22 protein-coding genes are annotated in these 21,029 nt (G+C 72.8%); 9 read left to right on the forward strand and 13 right to left on the reverse strand.

Annotated features, from left to right (window positions below; genetic code table 11):
* Nucleotides 1-34: 34 nt before the first annotated feature.
* The gene (locus E1165_RS16960) at nucleotides 35-448 is read left to right on the forward strand and encodes a DUF5319 domain-containing protein (RefSeq protein WP_132392580.1); all 414 of its coding nucleotides are present in this window, start codon (nucleotides 35-37) and stop codon (nucleotides 446-448) included.
* A gap of 35 nt (nucleotides 449-483) precedes the next feature.
* On the opposite strand, the gene E1165_RS16965 is transcribed toward E1165_RS16960, so the two are convergent.
* Entirely contained in the window at nucleotides 484-1,305 is an 822-nt protein-coding gene (locus E1165_RS16965; protein ID WP_132392582.1) for a helix-turn-helix transcriptional regulator, read from the reverse strand.
* A gap of 250 nt (nucleotides 1,306-1,555) precedes the next feature.
* Here E1165_RS16965 and E1165_RS16970 point away from each other — a divergent pair, with 250 nt between their 5' ends.
* Nucleotides 1,556-1,939 (forward strand): WhiB family transcriptional regulator, encoded by a 384-nt coding sequence (locus tag E1165_RS16970; RefSeq protein ID WP_132392584.1) that lies wholly within the window; start codon nucleotides 1,556-1,558, stop codon nucleotides 1,937-1,939.
* 94 nt (nucleotides 1,940-2,033) lie between these two features.
* Here E1165_RS16970 and E1165_RS16975 read toward each other — a convergent pair whose 3' ends face one another.
* The 3 genes from E1165_RS16975 to groES form a co-directional block, all read right to left on the reverse strand.
* Nucleotides 2,034-3,638 (reverse strand): molybdopterin-dependent oxidoreductase, encoded by a 1,605-nt coding sequence (locus E1165_RS16975; RefSeq protein ID WP_132392586.1) that lies wholly within the window; start codon nucleotides 3,636-3,638, stop codon nucleotides 2,034-2,036.
* A gap of 152 nt (nucleotides 3,639-3,790) precedes the next feature.
* The gene (gene groL, locus E1165_RS16980) at nucleotides 3,791-5,437 is read right to left on the reverse strand and encodes a chaperonin GroEL (protein WP_132392588.1); all 1,647 of its coding nucleotides are present in this window, start codon (nucleotides 5,435-5,437) and stop codon (nucleotides 3,791-3,793) included.
* A gap of 69 nt (nucleotides 5,438-5,506) precedes the next feature.
* Entirely contained in the window at nucleotides 5,507-5,821 is a 315-nt protein-coding gene (gene groES, locus E1165_RS16985) for a co-chaperone GroES (protein WP_089005269.1), read from the reverse strand.
* A gap of 404 nt (nucleotides 5,822-6,225) precedes the next feature.
* On the opposite strand from groES, the gene E1165_RS16990 reads away from it, so the two are divergent.
* The 7 genes from E1165_RS16990 (at nucleotide 6,226) to E1165_RS17020 (ending at nucleotide 13,678) form a co-directional block, all read left to right on the forward strand.
* A complete protein-coding gene (locus E1165_RS16990; RefSeq protein ID WP_132392590.1) occupies nucleotides 6,226-7,416 on the forward strand; it encodes a methyltransferase domain-containing protein in 1,191 nt (396 codons plus the stop codon).
* A gap of 69 nt (nucleotides 7,417-7,485) precedes the next feature.
* A complete protein-coding gene (ybaK, locus tag E1165_RS16995; RefSeq protein WP_132392592.1) occupies nucleotides 7,486-7,968 on the forward strand; it encodes a Cys-tRNA(Pro) deacylase in 483 nt (160 codons plus the stop codon).
* A 316-nt stretch (nucleotides 7,969-8,284) separates the two neighbouring features.
* Entirely contained in the window at nucleotides 8,285-9,382 is a 1,098-nt protein-coding gene (locus E1165_RS17000; protein ID WP_132392626.1) for a sugar ABC transporter substrate-binding protein, read from the forward strand.
* Between the two features lie 118 nt (nucleotides 9,383-9,500).
* Nucleotides 9,501-10,322, forward strand: coding sequence for an ATP-binding cassette domain-containing protein (locus E1165_RS17005; RefSeq protein WP_132392594.1), 822 nt, complete (start codon nucleotides 9,501-9,503; stop codon nucleotides 10,320-10,322).
* On the forward strand, nucleotides 10,319-11,578 hold the full coding sequence (locus E1165_RS17010; protein ID WP_132392596.1) for a sugar ABC transporter permease: 1,260 nt from the start codon (nucleotides 10,319-10,321) through the stop codon (nucleotides 11,576-11,578). Before E1165_RS17005 ends, E1165_RS17010 begins: the two co-directional genes overlap by 4 nt.
* A gap of 26 nt (nucleotides 11,579-11,604) precedes the next feature.
* Nucleotides 11,605-12,786: an ROK family protein gene (locus tag E1165_RS17015; RefSeq protein WP_132392598.1), complete on the forward strand. Its 1,182-nt coding sequence runs from the start codon at nucleotides 11,605-11,607 to the stop codon at nucleotides 12,784-12,786.
* A 151-nt stretch (nucleotides 12,787-12,937) separates the two neighbouring features.
* The gene (locus tag E1165_RS17020; RefSeq protein WP_132392600.1) at nucleotides 12,938-13,678 is read left to right on the forward strand and encodes a DUF4142 domain-containing protein; all 741 of its coding nucleotides are present in this window, start codon (nucleotides 12,938-12,940) and stop codon (nucleotides 13,676-13,678) included.
* A 60-nt stretch (nucleotides 13,679-13,738) separates the two neighbouring features.
* On the opposite strand, the gene E1165_RS17025 is transcribed toward E1165_RS17020, so the two are convergent.
* From E1165_RS17025 to alr, 9 genes are all read right to left on the reverse strand, one after another.
* Nucleotides 13,739-13,993 carry a hypothetical protein gene (locus tag E1165_RS17025; RefSeq protein ID WP_132392628.1) on the reverse strand — a complete coding sequence of 85 codons (255 nt, stop codon included), beginning with the start codon at nucleotides 13,991-13,993 and terminating at the stop codon, nucleotides 13,739-13,741.
* Nucleotides 13,994-14,010: 17 nt separating this feature from the next.
* On the reverse strand, nucleotides 14,011-15,057 hold the full coding sequence (gene tsaD, locus E1165_RS17030; RefSeq protein ID WP_132392602.1) for a tRNA (adenosine(37)-N6)-threonylcarbamoyltransferase complex transferase subunit TsaD: 1,047 nt from the start codon (nucleotides 15,055-15,057) through the stop codon (nucleotides 14,011-14,013).
* Nucleotides 15,057-15,533 (reverse strand): ribosomal protein S18-alanine N-acetyltransferase, encoded by a 477-nt coding sequence (gene rimI / locus E1165_RS17035; protein WP_207916922.1) that lies wholly within the window; start codon nucleotides 15,531-15,533, stop codon nucleotides 15,057-15,059. The genes tsaD and rimI overlap by 1 nt, the downstream gene beginning before the upstream one ends.
* 70 nt (nucleotides 15,534-15,603) lie before the next feature.
* Nucleotides 15,604-16,281, reverse strand: coding sequence for a tRNA (adenosine(37)-N6)-threonylcarbamoyltransferase complex dimerization subunit type 1 TsaB (tsaB, locus tag E1165_RS17040; protein WP_132392604.1), 678 nt, complete (start codon nucleotides 16,279-16,281; stop codon nucleotides 15,604-15,606).
* Nucleotides 16,282-16,343: 62 nt separating this feature from the next.
* Nucleotides 16,344-17,195 (reverse strand): maleylpyruvate isomerase family mycothiol-dependent enzyme, encoded by an 852-nt coding sequence (locus E1165_RS17045; protein ID WP_132392606.1) that lies wholly within the window; start codon nucleotides 17,193-17,195, stop codon nucleotides 16,344-16,346.
* Between the two features lie 70 nt (nucleotides 17,196-17,265).
* On the reverse strand, nucleotides 17,266-17,967 hold the full coding sequence (gene ung, locus E1165_RS17050) for a uracil-DNA glycosylase (protein ID WP_132392608.1): 702 nt from the start codon (nucleotides 17,965-17,967) through the stop codon (nucleotides 17,266-17,268).
* Nucleotides 17,968-18,118: 151 nt separating this feature from the next.
* Nucleotides 18,119-18,619 carry a tRNA (adenosine(37)-N6)-threonylcarbamoyltransferase complex ATPase subunit type 1 TsaE gene (gene tsaE, locus E1165_RS17055; RefSeq protein ID WP_132392610.1) on the reverse strand — a complete coding sequence of 167 codons (501 nt, stop codon included), beginning with the start codon at nucleotides 18,617-18,619 and terminating at the stop codon, nucleotides 18,119-18,121.
* A gap of 175 nt (nucleotides 18,620-18,794) precedes the next feature.
* Nucleotides 18,795-19,889, reverse strand: coding sequence for an alpha/beta fold hydrolase (locus E1165_RS17060; RefSeq protein ID WP_132392612.1), 1,095 nt, complete (start codon nucleotides 19,887-19,889; stop codon nucleotides 18,795-18,797).
* Nucleotides 19,886-21,007, reverse strand: a complete 1,122-nt coding sequence (gene alr, locus E1165_RS17065; RefSeq protein ID WP_132392614.1) for an alanine racemase — start codon at nucleotides 21,005-21,007, stop codon at nucleotides 19,886-19,888. Before alr ends, E1165_RS17060 begins: the two co-directional genes overlap by 4 nt.
* Nucleotides 21,008-21,029 lie beyond the last annotated feature (22 nt).

A 21,029-nucleotide genomic window follows, 5' to 3' on the forward strand; every position in this document is an offset into this window, starting at 1 on the left:
GGCGTGCGGGGTTTCCGGGGACTACGGTGAGAGGGTGCACGACGAGCCCATCGACCCGTTCAACGGCGACCCGGCCGATCCGGCTGCCGGCCTGCACGATCCGCGTGACGAGGACCAGCTCGACCCGCTGACCGAGGCCGAACGCCAGGACGTGCTGGAGGATCTGGCCGACCTGGAGATCTACCAGGCCCTCCTGGCGCCGATCGGGGTGCGCGGGCTGGTCATCGAGTGCGAGGACTGCCGCGAGCCGCACTACTTCGACTGGGACCTGCTCCGGGGCAACCTGCGCCACCTGCTCAACTCGGGCCGGCCCCGGGTGCACGAGCCGGCGTACGACCCGGATCCGGACCACTACGTCACCTGGGACTACGCGCGGGGTTACGCCGACGGGGTGCACGACACGCTGACCGAGGCCGCCGAGGACGACGACGCCGCCGCAGGCGACTGACCGGGCCACGGGTGGCACCGGGGCGGTCGGGTGGGTCAGGCGACCAGGCCGGCGCGGAAGCCGGCGGCCACCGCGTGCGCCCGGTCCCGGGCGCCGAGCTTGCGGAACAACCGGCGGGCGTGCGTCTTGACGGTGTCCTCGGAGACGAACAGCTCCCGGCCGATCTCGGCGTTGCTCTTCCCCTCGGCCATGCCGAGCAGCACCTGCAGTTCCCGTTCGGTCAGCCCGACCGCGCCGCGTCCGCTCCGGGTGCCGGGACCGCCACGCTGACCGGCCGGCACCGGTGTCTCCGCCTCGGCGGCTTCCGCCTCGACCTCGTCGTCGCCACGCTGTACCGGCACCACGGTCGGGACGCCCCCGGGCACCTCACCCGGGCCGGACCAGCCCGACCCCGGCTGCGCCGGGTTGCGGACGGTGGCGGGCCGGGGCGGCGCGCCGACCGCGGCGGTGTCCCGCGCCGAGTCGGTGACCCGATGGCGGCTCGCCCGTCCGGGGGCGGAGAGCAGCAGCAGTGCCTTGGCCACCGCGCTGGTCAGGTCGTGGTCGGTGCCCTGGATCAGCCCTCGGGCACCGGCGCTGATGGTGGCCGCCGCGGCCTCGGACTCCTCCGCGCCGAGCAGCAGCACCGCGGCCTGCGGCGCGCGGGCCAGCACCCGGCGGACGAAGCCGGCGCTGTCGGGTCGGGTGAGGGCGGTGTCGGCGAGTACGACGTCGACCGGCCGTTCGGCGAGCCGCAGCATCACCTCGGGATCGGAGACGGCCGTCCGCACGACCGCCGCCAGGCCGAGCCGAGTAGCGGCCGACGTCAACTGTTGCGCGGCGAGCGGTGTCCGGACGCAGACGAGAACGGTACGCACTGTGGTCTCCTCTCCGCAGAGAGCAGACCATGAGCGGGTCCGCCGGGGAGGAGGTTCCCGGCAATCCTCCGAACTTTTCCGACATATGGGGCGTTTGCCGCGCATTTCCGTGGTTTCGATCACACACGTGTGAGTCGAGAGAAGATCGGGTACCGGTACGCCAGGCCGGAAACGGTGCGCCTGCGCGGACACCGCCCGGACGCCGGTTCAACGAGGATCTCCGCGGTGCCGCGCGGGAGGAGGGATGCTGATGTCGAACGTACGTAGACTGCCCGGACCCATCGTCGACCTGTGGGACTGGCAGCGACTCGGCGCGTGCCGGGGCCGCGACAGCGCCCAGTTCTTCCACCCCGACGGCGAGCGCGGCTCCTCGCGGCTGCGCCGTGAGTCCGGCGCCAAGATGGTCTGCCGTACCTGCCCGGTCCGGGCCGAGTGCGCCGCCCATGCTCTCTCCGTCCGCGAGCCGTACGGCGTCTGGGGCGGATTCAGCGAGTCGGAGCGCCTGCGCCTGCTGGCCCTCGGCTGGGAGGACCTCGCCGACCGCCGGCAGACCCGGGTCGACATCGCCCGGCTGGAGGCCCGCCTGGGCCGCCCGCACAAGTCCGCCGTGCCGGAACAGCGCAAGATCGCCTGACCCGACGAGACCTCCCGACGCCGTGCCCCGCACCTCGGGGCGCGGCGTCGCCGCGTACCGCACCCGAGCACACACCCGGGTCGGGTGCCAGGGGTCAGCGGACGGTCGCCGTCACCGTGTGCCAGCCGGTCGCGCCGTCGGGCGCGACCGGCTGCTCCCGCCCGGTCTGGGTCGCGCCGGTGGCGTCGGTGGCCCGGACCTGGAGCGTGTGCTGGCCCGGGGTGGCCTCCCAGCGCCACGACCACTGCACCCAGGTGTCCACCGAGACCGTCGGGGCGAGCGTCGCCTCCCGCCACGGCTCGTCGTCGACCCGTACCTCCACCCGGCTGACTCCCCGGCGCTGGGCCCAGGCCACCCCGGCCACCATGACCGGCCCGGCGGCCAACCGGTCGCGCGGGCGCGGCGCGTCGATCCGCGACTGGGTCTTCACCGGCCCCAGCGCCGACCACCCTCGGGGCACCCAGTACGCGTCGAAGTCGGCGAAGCTGGTCAGTTCCAGCTCGGTCACCCACTTGCACGCCGAGACGTACCCGTAGAGGCCCGGCACCACCATCCGGGCCGGGAAACCGTGCGCGACCGGCAGTGGCTCGCCGTTCATCCCCACCGCCAGCAGCGCGTCCCGCCCGTCGCGCAGCACCGCGGTGGGGGTGCCGCAGGTCCAGCCGTCCACCGAGCGCCCCACCACCTGGTCCGCGCCCTCCTCCGGCCCCGCCTCGTCGAGCAGTTCCCGGATCGGTACGCCCAGCCAGCGGGCGTTGCCGATCAGGTCACCGCCCACCTCGTTGGAGACGCAGGCCAGGGTCACGTACCGCTCGACCATCGGTCGGGCGAGCAGGTCCGCGTAGCTCAGGTCGACCGGGTGGCGTACCCGCCCGTGGATGCGCAGGCGCCAGGTCTCCGGGTCCACCTGCGGCAGCACCAGGGCCGTGTCGATCCGGTAGAAGCCGCTGCTCGGGGTGACGTACGGAGCGAGCTGCGCCAGCGACAGGTCCGCGCCGGCGGGGACGACCGGAGCCGGGGAGACCGGGGCGGGCAACCGGACGGCCTGCCGGGCGGCCGACACACCCCGCCGACCGGCGAGCCAGTGCCCACCCAACCCGGTGACGGCCGCCGCGCCGGTTAGCACGCCCACACCGCGCAGGAACCGCCTGCGCGCCTGCGGGTCGGTGCCCGCCGGCACGCCGCCGGCCGCCTGCGCACCGGCCACCTGCGCACCGGCTACCGGGGCACGCGCGGGTGTCGGCGGGGCCCAGGGCCACGGGTCGATCTCCAGCGGCCCGGACAGGAAGGCCCAGAGCGTCAACGCGCCCAGTCCTCCGCCGGCCAGCGCGGGCAGCGCGTCGGCGGCGTCCGCGCCGGCCCGGGTGAGTGCGGCGACCACCCCGAGGGTGGCGAAGGCCGCGATGCCGCCCAGGCCGAGCCACAGTCGGCGTACGGCCACCAGCGCGAGCAGCGCGGCACCGGCGGCCAGCAGCAGTGCCGTCCCGACCAGCAGTGCGACCTTGTCGTACCGGCCGAAGACGGCGATGGCGAACTGCTTCAACGGCTCGGGTACGACGTCCACCACGAGCCCGCCGACGGCGATCAACGGCGCCGACCGGGGACCGGTGAGGACCGCCACCGGCTCGGCGGCCCCGATCGCCACGACCGCGGCGGTGATCCCGGCCAGCGCGGCGAGGCCGCGAGGGGTGCTGCTCATCGGCCCAGTCTGGTCGGCCGCCCGGACAGCCCGCCAGCCACGTCAGCGTTCCGTAACCAGCGCGCCCCCTCGGACCGCTGCTGACGGGCCACCGACGCCGAAGGGCGCACCGTCGCGGGGACGGTGCGCCCTTGGTCTGCCGTACGGTCGGGTCAGAAGCCCGGGCCGTGCTGGTGGCCGTGGCCGTGCGAGTGGCCGTGCCCGCCGGCGGCGGCCGGTTCGGCCTTCGCCGGCTTCTCCACCACGAGGCTCTCCGTGGTGAGCAGCAGGCCGGCGATCGACGCGGCGTTGGTGACCGCGTTGCGGGTCACCTTCACCGGGTCGATGATGCCGGACTTCACCAGGTCGACGTACTCGCCGATGGCGGCGTCGAGGCCGTGGCCCCACTCCTTGCCGGCGACCTTCTGCACCACCACGTAGCCGTCGTGGCCGGCGTTCTGGGCGATCCAGCGCAGCGGCTCGACCAGCGCCTTGCGCACGATCGACACGCCGACCTTCTCGTCGCCGGTGAGGCCCAGGTCGTCGTCGAGCACCGGGAGGATCTGGGCCAGGGCGGCGCCGCCGCCGGGGACCGTACCCTCCTCGACCGCGGCCTTGGTCGCGGCGATGGCGTCCTCGATGCGGTGCTTGCGCTCCTTCATCTCGACCTCGGTCGCCGCGCCCACCTTGATGACCGCGATGCCACCGGACAGCTTCGCCAGCCGCTCGGCCAGCTTCTCCCGGTCCCACTCGGAGTCCGAGGCCTCGATCTCCTTGCGGATCTGCGCGACCCGGTCGGCGACGTCGGCGGCCTGACCGCCACCGTCGACAACGGTGGTGTTCTCCTTGTCGACCACGACGCGCCGGGCGGTGCCGAGCACCTCCAGGCCGACCTGGTCGAGCTTGTAGCCCAGCTCCGGGGCGACCAGCTCGGCACCGGTCAGGATCGCCATGTCCTGGAGCATCGCCTTGCGGCGGTCACCGAAGCCGGGGGCCTTGACCGCGCAGACCTTGACGGTCTTGCGGATCGCGTTGACCACCAGGGTCGACAGCGCCTGGCCCTCGACGTCCTCGGCGATGATCAGCAGCGGCTTGCTGTTCTGCAGGACCTTCTCCAGCAGCGGCAGCAGCTCCTCGATCGCCGAGATCTTCTGCGTGGTGATGAGGATGTACGGGTCCTCCAGGACCGCCTCCTGCGCCTCCACGTCGGTGACGAAGTTCGGCGAGATGAAGCCCTTGTCGAACTGGAGGCCCTCGGTGACTTCGAGCTCGGTGGTGAGCGCCGAGCCCTCCTCGACGGTGATGACACCGTCGCGGCCGACCTTCTCCATCGCCTCGGCGATCAGCTCGCCGATGGTGGCGTCCTGCGCGGAGATCGTCGCGACGTTGGCGACCGCCTCCTTGCTGGAGACCTCGACGGCCCGGTCGAGCAGCGCCGCGGAGACCTTGGCGGCCGCCGCGTCGATGCCCCGCTTGAGACCGGTCGGGTTGGCCCCGGCGGTCACGTTGCGCAGGCCCTCGCGGACCATCGCCTGGGCCAGCACGGTCGCGGTGGTGGTCCCGTCGCCGGCGACGTCGTTGGTCTTCGTCGCCACCTCCTTGACCAGCTGCGCGCCGAGATTCTCGTACGGGTTGGTGAGCTCGATCTCCTTGGCGATGGTCACGCCGTCGTTGGTGATCGTGGGTGCGCCAAACTTCTTGTCCAGGACGACGTTGCGCCCGCGCGGGCCGAGGGTCACCTTGACCGTGTCGGCGAGGGCGTTGACACCGTGCTCCAGCAGGTGCCGGGCGTCGTCCGAGAAACTCAGGATCTTCGCCATGAATGTCCCTTCACGCGACGGTGCCCCGGCCCGGCGAGCCGGACCGGGGCAACGACACTGATCGGTTGCTTACTTCTCGATGACCGCGAGGACGTCGCGGGCGGAGAGCACCAGGTACTCCTCGCCGGCGTACTTCACCTCGGTGCCGCCGTACTTCGAGTACAGGACGGTGTCGCCGACCTTGACGTCGAGCGGCACGCGGTTGCCCTTGTCGTCGATCCGGCCCGGGCCGACAGCGAGGACGGTGCCCTCCTGCGGCTTCTCCTTGGCGGTGTCGGGGATCACGATGCCCGACGCCGTGGTGGTCTCAGCCTCGTTCGCCTGGACCACGATCCGGTCCTCGAGCGGCTTGATCGCAACCTTGGTCGCGGTAGTCACGGGCATACCCTCCTGGGGTACTGGTTTCGTAGCCGGACGGCGAGGCCGACCAGCGTCAATCTGCCACATGCCACCGGGCGGGACCGTCGTCGCGGGTGCCGGTCCGCCTGGCGTTCAGCCTCCGCGCCGGACGGCCCGGAAGCTGGCACCCTCAGGGTGAGAGTGCTAATCGCAGGTTATTCCTCGGCTAGCACTCCGTCAAGGAGAGTGCCAACGCAACGTCCTCGTGTCGCCGCCTGACAGCCCTCGCGTGACCGCCGTCCCCGCCCGCAGATCCACTCCGGTCGCGGCATCTCGCGGCGTCCGCTCTCGACGACACCCCGACCCGCCCCGGCCGGAGTGGATCAAGCCGCGCACCGGCGAGGAACGGGGGCAGGACGGGCTGCCGGAAAGACGGGGAGAATGGCCGGGTGGATCTCGACCAGCTTGCCGCGCTGCGTACCCCCGAGGGGTCGACCGCGCTCGCCACGGCGGCCGGGCTGGCCGGCGGCGACCCGCTGACCGCGGCGGCCGCGCTCCGCTCCGCCGGGGTGCCGGCCGGGCTGGCCGCCGCGGCGCTCACCCAGGCCGAGCTTCGCCGGCGGGCGGTCGGCAAGTTCGGCCCCGAGGCTGCCGGCATGTTCCTCACCCGGGCCGGGCTGGAACAGGCGACCCGCCGTACGGTCGCCGACCGGCGGGCCGACCGGCTGCGCGCGGCCGGAGTGGGCAGCCTCGCCGACCTCGGCTGCGGTCTCGGCGCCGACGCACTCGCCGCCGCACGCGCCGGCATCCGGGTGTACGCAGTGGAAGCCGACCCGGTCACCGCCGCGATGGCCGCCGCGAACGCCGAGGTGGCCGGGCTGGCCGGACTGTTCACCGTGGAGGTCGGTGACGCGACCGGCTTCGACGTCTCCCGGGTGGATGGTGTGTTCTGCGATCCGGCGCGCCGGCGGACCGGCACCGGGCGGCGCGTCTTCGACCCGAACTCCTACTCCCCGCCCTGGACCTTCGTCACCGGCCTGGCCGAGCGGGTGCCGTACACGGTGGTGAAGGTCGCCCCGGGCATCGACCACGCGCTGATCCCGGCCGGCGCCGAGGCGGAATGGGTCAGCGTGGACGGCGATCTGGTGGAGGCGGCGCTCTGGTGCGGACCGCTGGCCGGGGTGCCCCGCCGGGCGACCGTGCTGCGCGGCGCGGCCGTGCACACCCTGATCGGGTCGGGCGACGCGGAGGCGCCGGTCGGGCCGGTGCGGCGCTACCTGTACGACCCGGACGGGGCGGTGGTCCGCGCCCACCTGGTCGCCGAGCTGGCCGACGCGCTCGACGCCACGCTGGCCGACCCGACCATCGCCTACCTGTACGCCGACACCCCGGCCACCACTCCGTTCGCCCGCTGCCTGGAGATCATCGACGTGCTGCCGTTCTCGTTGAAGCGGCTGCGCGCCCTGCTGCGCGAGCGTCAGGTGGGCCGGGTGGAGATCCTCAAGCGGGGTTCGGCCCTGGAGCCGGAGAAGCTGCGCCGCGACCTGAGGCTGACGGGCGGGGAGGCGGCGAGCCTGGTCCTGACCCGGCTCGCCGGCGCGCCGACGGTCCTGGTCTGCCGTCCGGCGGCGACAGGCTGACCGGAGCGGCGACGGACCGCCGGTGTTTCGCGGTGGCCGGCCGGGCGGGCACCGGGATAGCGTGACGCCATGGCGGGACACGGCACTCCGGCGACGGCGCTGCTGACAAGGCGGAGGATCGCCCACCGCACCCACCCGTACGACGTCCCGCCGGACGCGCCGAACTACGGGGCGCTGGTCGCGGCGGCCATCGGAGCCGCGCCGGAGCGGGTCTTCAAGACGCTGGTCTGCGAGGTCGACGGCGCGTTGGCCGTGGCGGTCGTGCCGGTCACCGGCGAGCTGGACCTGAAGGCCCTGGCCGCAGCGGTCGGCGGCAAGCGCGGGGCGATGGCCGACCGGGTGGTCGCCGAGCGGGCCACCGGCTACGTCCGCGGCGGGATCAGCCCGCTCGGCCATCGGAAGCGGCTGCCCGTCGTGCTCGACGACTCCGCGCTGGCCCATGACTCGGTCTATGTCAGCGCCGGCCGTCGCGGCCTGCAACTGGAACTCTCCCCCCGGGATCTCCTCACCCTGACCGGCGGCACCGCCGCCCCCGTCGCCGCCCGTCCCTGATCCCGCGGCCCCGGGACCGGCTCCCGACCGTATCGATCATCGGTTGACGGCCGGGTCGTCCGCGCCGAGTGCCTCGATGTTGGCGAGGCGACCCACATCACCGACACCCTCATGATCGACGGAGTGGGAGTGAGGAGTGACCGTGGGCGCTTGTGGGTGAATGTCCGCAGAGTGACGAGTGCGTTGCCCAATTGTTACCGCTGCCAACAAATTTCCGACCTCGACGGCCTTGCGCCTGCCGCGCAAGCGGGAATACGTTGCCGGACACAACAAAACATTCGCACTACTCCCCCACCCCCGAAAGGACCCCGTGCAGATGCGCAAGGGCTTCCTCACCTTCGCCGCCGTGGGCCTGCTGGCCACCGGCAGCATGGCCGCCTGCGGCAACAACTCCGACAACACCGCGACCGGCGGCAACGACAAGAAGCCGAAGATCGGCGTGATCCTTCCGGACAGCAAGTCCTCCGCCCGCTGGGAGGGCGCGGACCGCAAGTTCCTGGAGGAGGCCTTCAAGGCCGCGAACGTCGACTACGACATCCAGAACGCGCAGGGCGACAAGAACGCCTTCCAGACCATCGCCGACCAGATGATCACCAGTGGCGTCACCGCCCTGATGATCGTCAACCTGGACTCCGGCACCGGCAAGGCCGTCCTCGACAAGGCCAAGTCGCAGGGCGTCGCCACCATCGACTACGACCGCCTCACCCTCGGCGGCTCCGCGCAGTACTACGTCAGCTTCGACAACGAGGCCGTCGGCAAGCTGCAGGGCGAGGGCCTGGTCAAGTGCCTGACCGACAAGGGCGCCAAGAACCCGGCGATCGCCTACCTCAACGGCTCGCCGACCGACAACAACGCCACCCTCTTCAAGAACGGGTACGACTCGGTGCTCAAGCCGAAGTTCGACTCGAAGGAGTACACCAAGGTCGCCGACGACTCCGTGCCGGACTGGGACAACACCCAGGCCGCCACGATCTTCGAGCAGCAGCTCACCAAGGCCGGCGGCAAGATCGACGGGGTGCTCGCCGCCAACGACGGCCTCGGCAACGCGGCCATCTCCGTGCTGAAGAAGAACAAGCTTAACGGCAAGGTCCCGGTGACCGGCCAGGACGCCACCCCGCAGGGCCTGCAGAACATCCTCGCCGGCGACCAGTGCATGACCGTCTACAAGGCGATCAGGGACGAGGCGAAGGCCGCCGCCGAGCTGGCCGTCGCGCTGGCCAAGGGCGAGAAGAAGGAGACCGGCCAGACGGTCAAGGACCCGGAGGGTGGCCGTGACGTGGACTCCGTCCTGCTCACCCCGAAGGCCATCTACAAGGAGAACGTCAAGGACGTCATCGCCGACGGCTTCGTCACCAAGGACGAGGTCTGCGCCGGGGCGTACGCCAAGCTCTGCGCCGACGCCGGCATCAGCTGACCCCGTACGCGTCCCACCCGCTCCACCCGCGGCGCCGCCCGGCACGGTGACAACCGTGCCGGGCGGCACCCCCGCACCGGACGGCTCCGAGATCTCCCCACCGCGTAAAGGAAACCCCGTGTCCGCGACCCCCCTGCTGGAACTACGCGGGATCGACAAGAGCTTCGGTCCCGTCCAGGTACTCCGCGACGTCGCCTTCTACGCCCACCCCGGCGAGGTGACCGCTCTCGTCGGCGACAACGGCGCCGGCAAGTCGACCCTGGTGAAGTGCATCAGCGGCATCTACCCCACCGACAGCGGCGAGTTCCTCTTCGAGGGCCGCCCGGTGAGCATCAACGGCCCGCGTGACGCCGCCGCGCTCGGCATCGAGGTCGTCTACCAGGACCTCGCGCTCTGCGACAACCTCGACATCGTGCAGAACATGTTCCTCGGCCGGGAGAAGCGCAGCGGGATCGTGCTCGACGAACCCACCATGGAACAGATGGCCGCCGAGACGCTCGCCGGGCTGAGCGTCCGTACGGTCAAGTCACTGCGCCAGCACGTCTCCAGCCTCTCCGGCGGCCAGCGCCAGACCGTGGCCATCGCCAAGGCGGTGCTCTGGAACAGCAAGCTGGTCATCCTCGACGAGCCGACCGCCGCGCTCGGCGTCGCGCAGACCGCCCAGGTGCTGGAGCTGGTCCGCCGGCTCGCCGACCGGGGCCTGGCCGTGGTGCTCATCTCGCACAACATGAACGACGTCTTCGCCGTCTCCGACCGGATCGCCGCGCTCTACCTCGGCCAGATGGTCGCGCAGGTGAGGACCACCGACATCACCCACTCGCAGGTGGTCGAGCTGATCACCGCCGGCCGCTCCGGCAGCCTCGGCCTCGCCGAGCCGGGTACGGGCCACGCCGGTAACGCCGCGGGGTCCACCGACACCACCTCGGGAGCCGTCCGATGACCACCACCGCCGTCAGAAAGGAAGGCCCGGCCGCCGTCACGCCGGCGTCGACGGTCGGCAGCCACGTCCGCAACTACGTCAGCCGGGTACGCGGCGGTGACATCGGCGCCCTGCCGGCCGTGCTCGGCCTGGTCGTGCTCTGCACCGTCTTCGCGGTGATGCGCCCGTCGTTCCTCACCGCCGGCAACTTCGCCAACCTGTTCACCCAGGGCGCTGCGATCACCCTGATCGCGATGGGCCTGGTCTTCGTCCTGCTGCTGGGCGAGATCGACCTGTCGGCCGGCTTCGCCAGCGGCGTCTGCGCCGCCGTCCTGGCCAACGTCGTCACCGTGTTCGGTTACCCCTGGTACGTGGCGGTGCTCGCCGCGACCGTCACCGGCGTGCTGATCGGCACCGTGCTCGGCATGCTGGTGGCCAAGATCGGCATCCCGTCCTTCGTGGTCACCCTCGCCGGCTTCCTCGCCTTCCAGGGCATCGTGCTGATGTTGATGGACGAGGGCGCGAACATCTCGATCCGCGACGCCACCCTGGTGGCGATTGCCAACCGAAACCTCCCGCCCGCCCTGGGGTGGCTGCTGGCCGCCGCCGCGGTCGCCGGGTACGCCGCCGTGCAGCTGCTGCGACACCGCAGGCGGACCGCCCGCGGCCTGCTCGCCGACCCGCTCGCGGTCGTCCTCGCCCGGATCGGTGCGCTCGCGCTCATCCTCGGGGTGGCCGTCTACATCCTCAACCTGGAGCGCAGCCGCAACGTCCTGGTCACCTCGCTCAAGGGTGTGCCGATCGTGGTGCCGATCATCGCCGTCCTGCTGGTGCTGTGGACCTTCGTGCTCCAGCGCACCAGCTACGGCCGGCACGTGTACGCCGTCGGTGGCAACAAGGAGGCCGCGCGGCGGGCCGGCATCAACGTGGACCGGATCCGCATCTCGGTCTTCGTGATCTGCTCCTCGATGGCCGCCGTCGGCGGCATCGTGGCCGCGAGCCGGGCCAACTCCGTCGACCCGAACACCGGTGGCAGTAACGTGCTGCTCTACGCCGTCGGCGCGGCGGTGATCGGTGGCACCAGCCTCTTCGGCGGCAAGGGCCGCGTCCTCGACGCGGTGCTCGGCGGCGCCGTGGTCGCCGTGATCGACAACGGCATGGGCCTCATGGGTTACAGCTCGGGAGTCAAGTACGTGGTGACGGGTGTGGTGCTGCTCCTCGCGGCCAGCGTGGACGCGCTGTCCCGGCGACGCTCCGCCGCCACCGGTACCCGCTAGCAGCCGGTACCGGAGCTACCGGAAACATGCGGGCAGGACCGAGCCAGGACGAGATCCGGCGGCAGAACCTGGGTGCGCTGTTGCGTCACGTGCACGTGCACGGCGCGACCACCCGCGCGGAACTCACCGTCACCCTCGGACTCAACCGCAGCACCATCGGCGCGCTGACCGCCGACCTGGCCGGCGCCGGGCTGGTCAGCGAGGGGACGCCGAAGGAGACCGGCCGGGCCGGGCGACCGTCGCTGGTCGTCCGGCCCGAGTCGGCTCGCGTCTACGGGTACGCCGCCTCGATCGAGGTGGACCGGCTACGGGCCGCGCGAGTTGGTCTCGGCGGTGAGGTGCTCGACCGCCGGGACCTGGACCGGCCGCGCGGCATGGACGCCGCGGAGACCGCCCCGCTGCTGGCCGGCGCACTCGCGGAGATGCACCGCCGGGTCGCCGTGGACGCCCTCTGCGTGGGTGCGGGGGTGGCCGTCTGCGGCATGGTCCGCCGGGCCGACGGGCTGGTCCGGCTCGGCCCCACCACCGGCTGGGTCGACGAGCCGCTCGGCGCCACGCTCGCCGCCGCGCTCGGCATCGACGTGCCGGTCACCGTCGGCAACGTCGCCGACGTGGCGGTCTTCGCCGAGCACGCCCGGGGGGTCGCCGCCGGCTGCGACAACGTCATCTACCTGTACGGCGACGTCGGCGTCGGGGCCGGCATCATCGCCGGCGGACGCCGGCTGACCGGCCACGGCGGATACGGCGGGGAGGTCGGGCACATGGTGGTGGCCCGGGACGGAACGCGCTGCGAGTGCGGCTCCCGCGGCTGCTGGGAGACGGAGATCGGCGAGCACGGCCTGCTGCGTGCCGCCGGCCGCAGCGAGGCCCGGGGCCGGGAGGCGCTGCTGGCCGTCTTCGAGGCCGCCGACCGGGGGGACGCCCGTGCCCAGACGGCGGTACGCCAGGCCGGCGACTGGCTCGGCTTCGGCGTCGGCAACCTGGTCAACATCTTCAACCCGGAGATGGTCATCTTCGGTGGCACCATGCGCGACCTCTACCTCGCCGCCGCCGCCCAGGTCCGCAGCCGGCTCAACCACGTCGGTCTACCCGCCTGCCTGGAGCACGTGCGGCTGCGCACCCCCAAGCTCGGCGACGACGCGCCGCTGATCGGCGCGGCCGAGCTGGCCTTCGAGCGGCTCCTCGCCGATCCCCTCGACGTCGGCTGAGTCACGATTCAACGCCGGGATCCACTTCGTTGCCGGTTTTCGGTTCCGGTGAACTCTTCCGGCCGGTGATCCGTACCAGTGGTCGGCGGGCAGCCGGCGAACGAGCTGCCCCACGTGACACGTACGGCCCGGACCGAGGAGGCACCGCAGCATGGCACCGCTGGAACCCGCTCGTCGTCGGCCAGGGCACCGGACCCACCGGGTGGCGGTGCTGTTCGTCACGCTCGTGGCCGGGCTCTTCGCCCTGCCCGGCGTGGCCGTGGCCGCCCCCGCCGCACAGCTCAACGCGGCCGACATGGCGCTGCTCGTCGGCGTCCGGCTCGCCGGCCTGTGGGAGATGCCGGCCGGGGTGATGGCCGCCGAGAGAGGACAGTCGCCGCGGGTCCGGGAGATCGGCGCGGAGATCGCCCGCCAGCACGAGCAGCTCGACCTGCTCTGCGTCGAGGCCGCCAACAAGCTCGGCGCGATTCTGCCCTCGGACGCCACCGCCGAGCAGAAGGGGTGGCTGGGTGAGATGCAGGAGGCCACCGGCGCCCAGTTCGACCAGATCTTCGTCACCCGGCTCCGGATCGCCCACGGCAATATCTTCCCGGTGATCGGAGCGGTCCGCGCCGCCACCCGCGACGCCACCGTCCGTAAGCTCGCCGACGACGCCAACAAGTTCGTCACCGACCACATGTCCATGCTGGAGAGCACCGGCCTGGTCCGCTGGAACCAGATGCCCCCGGCCGCCATCCCGCCCGCGCAGAGCAACTCGCTGGTCGCCGCCGCCCAGGCCGGTACGCCGGTCACCCCGGCGGTCAGCGTCGGCACCACCATCGTCTGGGTGGTCTTCCTCGGTGCGCTCGGCGTCGGGGGCTGGACCACCTGGCGGATCATGCGCCGCAACTGACCACCGCGTACGCGACAGGGGCCGGGAGTGGTGCTCCCGGCCCCTGTCGTCGCGTACCCGTCAGCGGTCGACCTGCGTGAAGTCCCACGAGTGCGGCGGACGCGCCACCAGCACGGCCGGCGGGTCCGGCAACGTCCGGGGACTGCTCCGCCACTTCGAGACCACCACCACGCGGTGATCGGTGGAGGTGAAGACCTCGCTGACCACGTGCAGCGGATCGTGTTCCAACTCCGGCAGCGCGGTCTCGCAGACCCAGGTGATCAGGTCGGTGAAGCCGTACGGCTCCGCGCGCGCCTCCCACATCCGGACGATCACGTCGGCCCTCCCTCCCGTCACACGCTGACCGTGGTCAGCGGCAGGGCAGAATCCGCCGGCAGGTCGAGCCGGCTCGGCGCCACCCCCGCGGCGACCAGGTGCGAGCCGAGCGCCGCGACCATCGCACCGTTGTCGGTGCAGAGCTTCGGCCGGGGCACCCGCACCCGGATACCGTGCTTCGCCGCCCGGTGCTCGGCCATCGCCCGCAGCCGCGAGTTGGCCGCCACGCCCCCGCCGACGACCAGCGTCCCGATGCCGTTCGCCCGGCAGGCGTCCAGCGCCTTGACGGTCAGCACGTCGCAGACCGCCTCCTGGAACGAGGCCGCCACGTCGGCCACCGGCACCGGCTCGCCGGCTCGCTGCCGGGCCTCCACCCAGCGGGCCACCGCCGTCTTCAGCCCGGAGAAGGAGAAGTCGTAGCGGTGGGCGGCCTGGTCCTTCGGCGCGGTCAACCCGCGCGGGAAGGCAATCGCCGCCGGGTCTCCCGCCCGCGCCTGCCCGTCGATGTGCGGCCCACCGGGGAAAGGGAGCCCGAGCAGCCGGGCCACCTTGTCGAACGCCTCCCCGGCAGCGTCGTCGATGGTGGCGCCCAGCGGAGTCACCCCGCGCGCCAGGTCGTCCACCAGCAGCAGTGACGAGTGTCCGCCGGAGACCAGCAGCGCGATCGCCGGCTCCGGCAGCGGACCGTGCTCCAGGGTGTCCACCGCGACGTGCGCGGCGAGGTGGTTCACCCCGTACACCGGCTTCTCGGCGGCGAGCGCGTAACCCTTCGCGGCGGCCACCCCGACCAGCAGCGCACCGGCCAGCCCGGGACCGGAGGTGACGGCGATCGCGTCGACGTCGGCGATGCTCACCCCCGCCTCCCGCAACGCCCGGTCCATCGTCGGCACGATCGCCTCCAGGTGGGCCCGGCTGGCCACCTCCGGCACCACCCCGCCGAACCGGGCGTGCTGGTCGACGCTGGAGGCCAGGGCGTCGGCGAGCAGGGTGTGCCCGCGCACGACCCCGACGCCGGTCTCGTCGCAGGAGGTCTCGATGCCCAGGACCAGGGGTTCGTCAGCCATCACTCGTCCGTCCCGTACGCGGTCGGCGGCGCGACGCGCCGCATCACCAGCGCGTCCGTGTTGCTCGGTTGGTAGTAGCCGCGACGGACGCCGATCGGCTCGAAGCCGTACGTCGCGTAGAGCTTCTGGGCGGGCGCGTTGTCCACGGCCACCTCCAGCAGGACGCTCCGCGCGCCCCGGCGGACCGCCCCGGCCAGCAACTCCTCCAGCAGCGCCCGGCCCACGCCCCGCCGCTGGGCGTCCCGCCGGACAGCGATGTTCTGCACCCACGCCTCGTCCTGCTGTACGGCCAGCCCCGCGTAACCGAGCAGCGTCCCATCGGCGTCGACGGCCACCCGGTACCAGTGCCCGTTGGCCAGCTCGTTCCAGAACATCGACGCCGACCACTGCTCAGCGCCGAACAGGTCCGCCTCGATCGGCAACACCTCGTCGATGTGCCACCAGCGGAACCGCTCCAGCCGCACCGGCCCGCTCACCGTGCTGCCACCACGGTGGCCTCGGTCGCTCGCAACAGCGGGGCTCGCAACAGCGGCTCACTCCTCGCGCTCACGGCAGGACCGGCTTGCGGGTGGCCGCCGCCACCGCGTCCGGACGGCGCAGGTAGAGCGGGGTGAGTGCCTCACCCGGGGCACCGGCCCGGATCCGCCCGGCGGCCAGCGCCGCCAACGCGGTCGCGTCCGGGTAGCGCGGCTCGGCCCGCAGCGGCAGACCCAGCACCTCGGCGTACCGGTGGGCGCCGTCCCCCACGGCGGCGGTGACGGCCAGCTCGCGGGCCCGTTCGGCGACGACCGCAGGGGCGTCCACGTCCGGCCCGGAGATCCGTTCACCGGCGCCGTCGTAGACCGCCCAGTACACCTCACGGCGGCGGGCGTCGCTGGCGGCCAGGACTGGCTCGCCGGCCGCCGCCGGGTGGCCGATGCCGTCCAGCGAACAGACACCGTACGCGGGGACACCGAGCACCTGGCCCATGGTGGCGGCGGTGACCAGCCCGACCCGCAGCCCGGTGAACGGGCCGGGGCCGAGGCCGGCGACGATCGCGGCCAGGTCACGCGGCCGGACGTCGGCCTCGGCGAGCACCGCGTCCACCTGTGGGGCGAGCAGTTCGCCGTGGGCTCGGGCGTCGACCCTGCACCGGTGCGCCCGTGAGGTGACACCACCCGCCGAGACCTCCACCAGCGCCGCGGTCACCGCGGGCGTCGAGGAGTCCACCACCAGTACGAGCACGATTGACCAGCCTAGCCGGCCCTGCCGTCACCCCCGGTGACGCCCCACCCGTGGCCCCACGGTCAACTCGGGGTGCGGAAGGTGCGCAGGAAGGTGGGCAGCAGCCAGGGGCGCCGCCCGGAGATCCGCACCCCACCGGTGAGCAGCGCCCGCGCCCGGCTGATCCGGCCGAACATCATCAGGTTGAGGGTGCCCGGGTCGTGGCGGATCCGGACGTCGGGACGGGCGTCCGGCGCGGCGAACGAGATCACGCCCCGGTGCAGCACCAGCCGCAGCGGGGCGGCGAACGCCGAACGGAACTCCACCACGATCGGTCGGTCGCTGGGCGGACCCCCGCCGTCGAGCAGCCGGCCGTAGCCGTGGCGCACCACGCCGGCCAGGAAGAGCTCCAGGAACATGGCGGCCTCGCGGCCTGGCAGGCGCCACCGGCGGCCGCCCGCGAGGGCGATGTCGCGGCCGTGGATCAGCAGCTCGTTGACCAGATGGGCGCAGAGCCCGGCGAGCGGCACCCGGGCCGCGCCGAGCCAGGGCACCGTGTCGTCGGGGTTCCGGTCGGCGCACCGGGACAGCAAATGCCCGACGTCGGTCCGCAGCCGGGCGAGCAACACCGCCGGGTCGCGCTCGGTGAGATGGCGCATCACCACGTCGTTGGCGTCGGCCACGGTGTCGACGGTGACCTCGGCCAACTGGTCGTCGAGGCCCGCGACCGGCAGCGACGGGTGCGCCGGATCCACCAGGCAGGCGTACAGCCAGGCCAGGGAGACCACGTGGGCGAGCGTGTCGGCGACCGACCAGTCGGCCGTGCAGCGGGCCTCGGGGCGGCTGACGGCGAGGAGGTCGGCGAAGCGTTCGGTCTGCTCCGCCAGCGCCGTCCTCGCCGCCTGCCACTGCTGAGGAGTGACCGTCGCCGCCATAGACCACCTTCCTGTCGTCACGGTGGAGACAGGCTACATCGGACGGTGACGGACCGGTGACCCCGCGAACTCAGCCGGCGGTGCGTTCCCAGTCGACGGTCGGCAGCCCGACGTCGGCGAGGGCCTTGTTGGCCGCGCTGAACGGCCGACTGCCGAGAAACCCGCGCGGGTTCATCGGGCTCGGGTGGCCGGCCTCCAGGACCACGTGCCGAGGGTTGCCGACCAGGGCTGCCTTCCTGCGGGCATACCCGCCCCAGAGCAGGAAGACCACACGCTCGTCGCGGGCGTCCAGGGCGCGGATGGTGGCGTCGGTGAAGTCCTCCCAACCCTTGTTCGCGTGCGAGCCGGGGGCGGCCTGGCGGACGGTGAGCACCGAGTTGAGCAGCAGCACGCCCTGCGCCGCCCAACCGCTCAGGTTGCCGCCGCGCGGCTTCGGCACGCCCAGGTCGTCGCCGAGCTCCTTGAAGACGTTACGCAGCGACGGCGGCGCCGCCACCCCCTCGCGCACGCTGAAGCTCAACCCGTGCGCCTGCCCGGCCTTGTGATAGGGATCCTGCCCGAGGATCAGCACCCGGCACTGCTGCGGCCCGCACAGCCGGTAGGCGGCGAACAGGTCCTCCAGCGGCGGGAAGACGGTCTGCGTGGCGTACTCCCGGGCGACGAACTCGGCCAGCGCCGCGGTGCGGTCGGGGTCGAGGTGCGGGCTGAGCACGGCACGCCATGCCTCGGGCAGCAGTGCCAGCAGGTCGAGGGCGGGGGCGTCGTCGGGCATCGGCAACCTTTCGCAGTCGGTGCGACATTTCCTACCAGCCGGCACCGACAGCTCGCGCACCGCGCCCGGCCGGGGCCGGTTCCAACCCGCCGGCGGCCCGCGCCCGGACCACGGCGACGCCGTCCGGCGGCACGGGTGGTCCGGGCGCGGATCAGGTGACCGGCCCGGCGTGGCGCAGGGTGTCCAGGCGACGCGCCCAGTCGCCGCCGACCGGCTCCAGCTCCACCACCCGGGTGTCGTCCTCCCGGCGGTCGATCCGCACCCGCAGGTGGGCGTCGACCAGCTGCTCGACCAGCCCCTCACCCCACTCGACCACGGTCACCGAGTCGTCGACGGAGGCGTCCAGGTCGAGATCGTCGATCTCGGCACGCGGGTCGCTCGCACCACCCAACCGGTACGCGTCGGCGTGCACCAGCGCCACACCACGGCCCCGGACCGGATCCGGCCGGTGCACCCGGGCGATCACGAAGGTCGGGGAGGTGATGTCGCCGAGCACCCCCAACCCGGCGCCGAGGCCCTGGGTGAGCGCGGTCTTGCCGGCCCCCAGCGGGCCGGTGAGCAGAAGCAGGTCACCGGCGCGGAGCAGCCGCGCCAGCCGACGGCCGAAGGCCCGCGTCTCCTCGACCGTCGGCAGCGTGACGGTCAGGCTCACTGCTTCGACCCGGTTCGCGACCGCGGGGCTCGCAAACCCGGCTCACTCCTCGCGCTCACAGTGCCACCTGCCGTTCGCGACCGCGGGGCTCGCAAACCCGGCTCACTCCTCGCGCTCACAGTGCCACCTGCCGTTCGCGACCGCGGGGCTCGCAAACCCGGCTCACTCCTCGCGCTCACAGTGCCTCCAGGAACTCGGCCAGCGCCGCGTTGACCTCGTCGGCGTGCTCCAGCATCACCACGTGCCCACTGTCCTGGATCTTGACGTACCGGGCGTGCGGCAGCCGGCGGACGATCTCGTCCGAGTGGACCACCGGAGTGATCATGTCCTTGTCCCCGACCACGACCAGCACCGGCGTGCCGTTGAGCGCGGCCAGCGCCGGGAACCGCGAGTGGGTCGCCAAGGTACGCAGGTAACGGGTCACCGTGTCGGCCGACGTCCGGGAGTTCATCCGTTCCACGTACGACACCAGGGCCGGGCTGGGCTTGCGGGTGCCGAAGCCGTACCTGCGGGTCAGCAGCCAGGCGACGTTGGACGTCGACTGGCGAGCCTTGTCGATCACCGTGCCGCCGTACCGGGTGGCGTTGCTCATCATCTGGAACACCGGCGCGCCGACCCGGTTCAGCAGCGCCGGGGCGACCAGCTTGGTCTCGGCGGCCATGCCGCCAGAGGTGGCGATCAGCACCGTGCCGACCACCCGGTCGCCGAACAGCTCCGGGTACTGCTCGGCGAAGGCCATGATGGTCATCCCGCCCATCGAGTGGCCGACCAGCACCAGTGGCCCCTCCGGGGTGCTCCGGTCGATCACCCGACGCAGGGTGCCGCCCAGGGCGGCGAGGTCGTACTCACCGCTCTCCAGCCGGCCCGATCGGCCGTGCCCCGGCTGGTCGTACGCGACGATCCGGTAGTCGCCCCGCTCGGCGAGCATCTTGCGCTGGAAGTGGAACGTCCCCATGTCCAGGCAGAAGCCGTGCACCAGCACCACCGTGGGGTGCCCGGGCACCGGCCGGGTCGGCTCCACCACCTCGACGTGGATGTCGGTGCCGTCCGGCAGCTCCAGCCGGAAGGCCTCGTCGCAGGGCTGCTCGCCGAAGGCCTCGGCGGCGTACCGGTCGGTGGGGTCGGCCTTGAGCCGGCGGATCAGCGCCCGCTCGGTGGCGATGCCGGCCGCCAGTCCGGCGGCGGCGACACCGACGGTGGCCAGCGCGCCGGCCACCTTCCCGGCGGCGGTACGCGGCCGGGGCACCCGGAAACGGCGCGGCCCGGTCACGGCTGCCGCCCACCGTCGTAGACCCGGGGCACCCGGACCCCACCGAACCGGGTGACGATCTCGTAGTTGATGGTGCCGACCGCGTCGGCCCAGTCGTCGGCGGTGGGCTCGCCGTCCGCGCCGCTGCCGAAGAGGGTCGCCACGTCGCCGGCGGCCACCTGGTCCGATCCGCAGTCCAGCACGAACTGGTCCATGCAGACCCGACCGGAGATGGTGCGCCGCTTGCCGCCGAGCTGCACCGGCCCGACGTTGGAGGCGTGCCGGGGCACGCCGTCGGCGTAGCCGAGCGGCACCACCGCCAGGTTCGCCTCGTCTCGCGTGGTGTAGGTATGGCCGTAGGACACGCCGGTGCCGGCCGGCACCCGCTTGGTCAACATCACCCGGGCTCGCGCGGTCATCGCCGGGCGCAGCCCGAACTGCTCCCCCGCGATCGGCGACAACCCGTACACGGCGATCCCGGGACGGACCAGGTCGAAGTGGGTGTCCGGTCGGGTCAGCGTGGCGGCCGAGTTGGCCAGGTGCCGGTAGCGCGGACGCAGGCCACACCGCTCGACCATGGCCAGCCCCTCGTGGAAGACCGCCAACTGCCGGTCGGTGGTGGGGTGGCCGGGCGAGTCGGCGTACACGAAGTGGCTCCAGACTCCGACCACCTCGACCAGGCCGTCGGCCTGGGCCTTCGCGGCGGCCTCCAGCAGGGCCGGCCAGTCGGCGACGGTGGCGCCGCCCCGCGACAACCCGGTGTCGATCTTGAGATGCAGCCGGGCCGGGCGGTCGGCGACGCGGCTCGCCTCGATCATCTCGTCGAGCTGGGGCAGGCTGGCGACGGCCAGGTCGACCCCCGCCGCCACCCCCTCGTGCAGCGCCAACCCGGGGTCGAGCAGCCAGGCCAGCACCGGCGCGGTGATCCCGGCCCGCCGCAGGGTCAGCGCCTCGTCGAGGGTGCAGACGCCGAGCCAGTCCGCCCCGGCGTCGAGCGCGGCGCGGGCGGACGGGACCATGCCGTGGCCGTACCCGTCGCCCTTCACCACCGCCATCAGCTCGGCACTGGTGCCGACCCGGAGCCGGGCCACGTTGTCACGGATCGCGTCAAGATCGACGCGCACCTCGGCCTGCCACATACGCCCAGCCTACTTGCCCCTT

It is taken from the genome of Micromonospora sp. KC723 (assembly GCF_004348595.1).
GTDB lineage: Bacteria > Actinomycetota > Actinomycetes > Mycobacteriales > Micromonosporaceae > Micromonospora.

Bases quoted from the DNA above. Each gene is read 5' to 3' on its own strand.
- E1165_RS16970 (WP_132392584.1), top strand. From the start codon at position 1,556: ATGTCGAACGTACGTAGACTGCCCGGACCCATCGTCGACCTGTGGGAC.
- E1165_RS17015 (WP_132392598.1), top strand. From the start codon at position 11,605: ATGCGGGCAGGACCGAGCCAGGACGAGATCCGGCGGCAGAACCTGGGT.
- tsaD (WP_132392602.1), bottom strand. From the start codon at position 15,057: ATGGCTGACGAACCCCTGGTCCTGGGCATCGAGACCTCCTGCGACGAG.
- ybaK (WP_132392592.1), top strand. From the start codon at position 7,486: ATGGCGGGACACGGCACTCCGGCGACGGCGCTGCTGACAAGGCGGAGG.
- E1165_RS16975 (WP_132392586.1), bottom strand. From the start codon at position 3,638: ATGAGCAGCACCCCTCGCGGCCTCGCCGCGCTGGCCGGGATCACCGCC.
- ung (WP_132392608.1), bottom strand. From the start codon at position 17,967: ATGCCCGACGACGCCCCCGCCCTCGACCTGCTGGCACTGCTGCCCGAG.
- alr (WP_132392614.1), bottom strand. From the start codon at position 21,007: ATGTGGCAGGCCGAGGTGCGCGTCGATCTTGACGCGATCCGTGACAAC.
- groL (WP_132392588.1), bottom strand. From the start codon at position 5,437: ATGGCGAAGATCCTGAGTTTCTCGGACGACGCCCGGCACCTGCTGGAG.
- E1165_RS17000 (WP_132392626.1), top strand. From the start codon at position 8,285: ATGCGCAAGGGCTTCCTCACCTTCGCCGCCGTGGGCCTGCTGGCCACC.
- E1165_RS17020 (WP_132392600.1), top strand. From the start codon at position 12,938: ATGGCACCGCTGGAACCCGCTCGTCGTCGGCCAGGGCACCGGACCCAC.
- E1165_RS17010 (WP_132392596.1), top strand. From the start codon at position 10,319: ATGACCACCACCGCCGTCAGAAAGGAAGGCCCGGCCGCCGTCACGCCG.
- E1165_RS17045 (WP_132392606.1), bottom strand. From the start codon at position 17,195: ATGGCGGCGACGGTCACTCCTCAGCAGTGGCAGGCGGCGAGGACGGCG.
- groES (WP_089005269.1), bottom strand. From the start codon at position 5,821: ATGCCCGTGACTACCGCGACCAAGGTTGCGATCAAGCCGCTCGAGGAC.